Source organism: Cobetia sp., assembly GCF_983723665.1.
The window spans coordinates 9,900-11,885 of record NZ_CFDJES010000094.1 but is presented as its reverse complement, the minus strand read 5'-3'; the positions used below and the strand labels follow the sequence as shown (position 1 = coordinate 11,885).

Genomic DNA, 1,986 nt, shown 5'->3' with positions numbered 1-1,986 from the left:
GAAGACTTTCCGACAGCCAGAAACGCAAAAACCCGAGCTCGAAAGCTCGGGTTTCACGAATTCTATGAGATCGAATGGCGGACCGGACGGGACTCGAACCCGCGACCTCCGGCGTGACAGGCCGGCATTCTAACCAACTGAACTACCGGTCCGCATTGGTGGGTGATACTGGATTCGAACCAGTGACCCCAAGCATGTGAAGCTTGTGCTCTAACCAACTGAGCTAATCACCCAACACAAACGATCTTTGCTGCAAGCAGCGGTGATATCTCGCGATTCTGATGGCGGACCGGACGGGACTCGAACCCGCGACCTCCGGCGTGACAGGCCGGCATTCTAACCAACTGAACTACCGGTCCACTTCAGAACAACTCAACATCGGGCGCATGACAAACGAGAATGGCGGACCGGACGGGACTCGAACCCGCGACCTCCGGCGTGACAGGCCGGCATTCTAACCAACTGAACTACCGGTCCACGACAATCGCTTGCTTCTGCTAACGAACCAGGCCATTTAATCAAGTAACGCTTTGAAAAGCAATGACTTTTTTCAAATGGTGGGTGGTACTGGGTTCGAACCAGTGACCCCCAGCTTGTAAGGCTGGTGCTCTACCAACTGAGCTAACCACCCCTGTCTCGTTGGCGCTGCATTCTACGGAATCCGGCCCATGAGTCAATACTTTTTTTGCGCGCAATTTCAGCAATCGTCCGCGACAGAGTATTGATAAGACAGGACTTTCCCGCTGCATCTCGCCTGCAGGCCAGTAAACATCAGCGTTGCGTCATCATTCTGACATGCCGTTGTCGCCGTCGAAGGCCAGGGTAATGCCCCTCGCATGGTAACGATTCACTGCAGTTTTCCGCCCAGCGCCGAGTGATTGGCCAAGGCCTGCGCCGCACGCGAAATCAGTCCTTCACGCGTCTCGCCACTCGCTTTTCGTGGCTTGAAATCATGTTCGCCATCATTCAGCCAAAGCAATGTAAGGCTTTCCGGCAACGGATATGCCGTCACTTCCTCGCGAGTTCCGAAGGGATCGCGGCTGCCCTGACAGATTAAACCGGCCATCGGGATATCCGGCAGATGGTCGATGCGCAACTTGTCGGGCTTGCCCGTGGGATGAAACGGATAGCCCAGCGCGTACCACCCGACCGGCAACGGCGCATGCGCCGCCCGGGTCAACTCCACCAGCAGATGGGAGGCCACACGACTGCCCATCGACTTGCCGCCGACCAGCCAGGGCAGCGATCGCAAGGAGTCGACGGCCTCCACACACGCCATCAGCGCCTGACACCAGCGCGCCATCTCCTCGATCAGCCCGGGCAGCCGGGGCGGCGGTCGGCGGCGGCTTTCGCAGCGCATCCTGACGAGATAGCCGAAATCGAATGCCAGCCACGCCATGTCCTGCATCAGGCAGGCAGCGCCGAACTGTTGATGGAAGTCGGTCTCACGCCCGGCGCCGGCACCATGTGCATGCAACAGCAGGGCACGCCCCGGTCGCCCATGGATCTCAAGCGGGCCCAGTTCCGCCAACCAGCCTCGCCACGGCCCTCGCGCGGCCAGCGCGTCGTGGGACATGGTCTGGCGAGCAGCAAGCTCCGAGGCGACATCGGCCAGGCTGGCGACACGAAAGCCTTCCTCGGCGTAAGGGCTGGGAACCTCAGCCGTATTGGACGCATTGGCATCTTCGTCCGATGATGAAGTGACGGCGGGCAAGCGAAATTCTCCTGTTGATCTCGTACGGCTCGCGCCAGACAACGCTGGAACCGATGAGGGGTAAACGCTGCATTCCAGCGCGAGGGATGGCCTGTCAGTCGGTCATGGTCGCGCGTGATATCGGTCAGCGCCAGCCCTGCCGCCCTGACAGGGGCGTCGATGACATGACCGCTCCCGCAGCGCCGCTTCCAGCACCGTCACCACCAGCACTGCGCTTTCGCCCACTGCCGACGAGGTCGTGATATGCGTACAGCTCTTGAGGCTTCGGCCTG

The 1,986-nt window shown here is 60.1% G+C and carries 1 protein-coding gene and 5 tRNA genes; all 6 read right to left on the bottom strand.

Features of this window, described 5'->3' with window-relative positions:
• Window positions 1-75: 75 nt before the first annotated feature.
• The 6 genes from AC4FAH_RS10270 to AC4FAH_RS10245 all read right to left on the bottom strand — a co-directional run bounded on the left by AC4FAH_RS10270 (window position 76) and on the right by AC4FAH_RS10245 (window position 1,477).
• Window positions 76-152: transfer RNA gene (locus AC4FAH_RS10270), tRNA-Asp, on the bottom strand.
• A gap of 4 nt (window positions 153-156) precedes the next feature.
• A tRNA-Val gene (locus AC4FAH_RS10265) sits at window positions 157-233 on the bottom strand.
• Window positions 234-282: 49 nt separating this feature from the next.
• Window positions 283-359 (bottom strand) — tRNA-Asp (locus tag AC4FAH_RS10260).
• A 41-nt stretch (window positions 360-400) separates the two neighbouring features.
• Window positions 401-477: transfer RNA gene (locus tag AC4FAH_RS10255), tRNA-Asp, on the bottom strand.
• A 78-nt stretch (window positions 478-555) separates the two neighbouring features.
• Window positions 556-631, bottom strand: a tRNA-Val gene (locus AC4FAH_RS10250).
• A gap of 216 nt (window positions 632-847) precedes the next feature.
• Window positions 848-1,477: an alpha/beta family hydrolase gene (locus AC4FAH_RS10245; protein WP_490245981.1), complete on the bottom strand. Its 630-nt coding sequence runs from the start codon at window positions 1,475-1,477 to the stop codon at window positions 848-850.
• Between the last annotated feature and the right edge of the window lie 509 nt (window positions 1,478-1,986).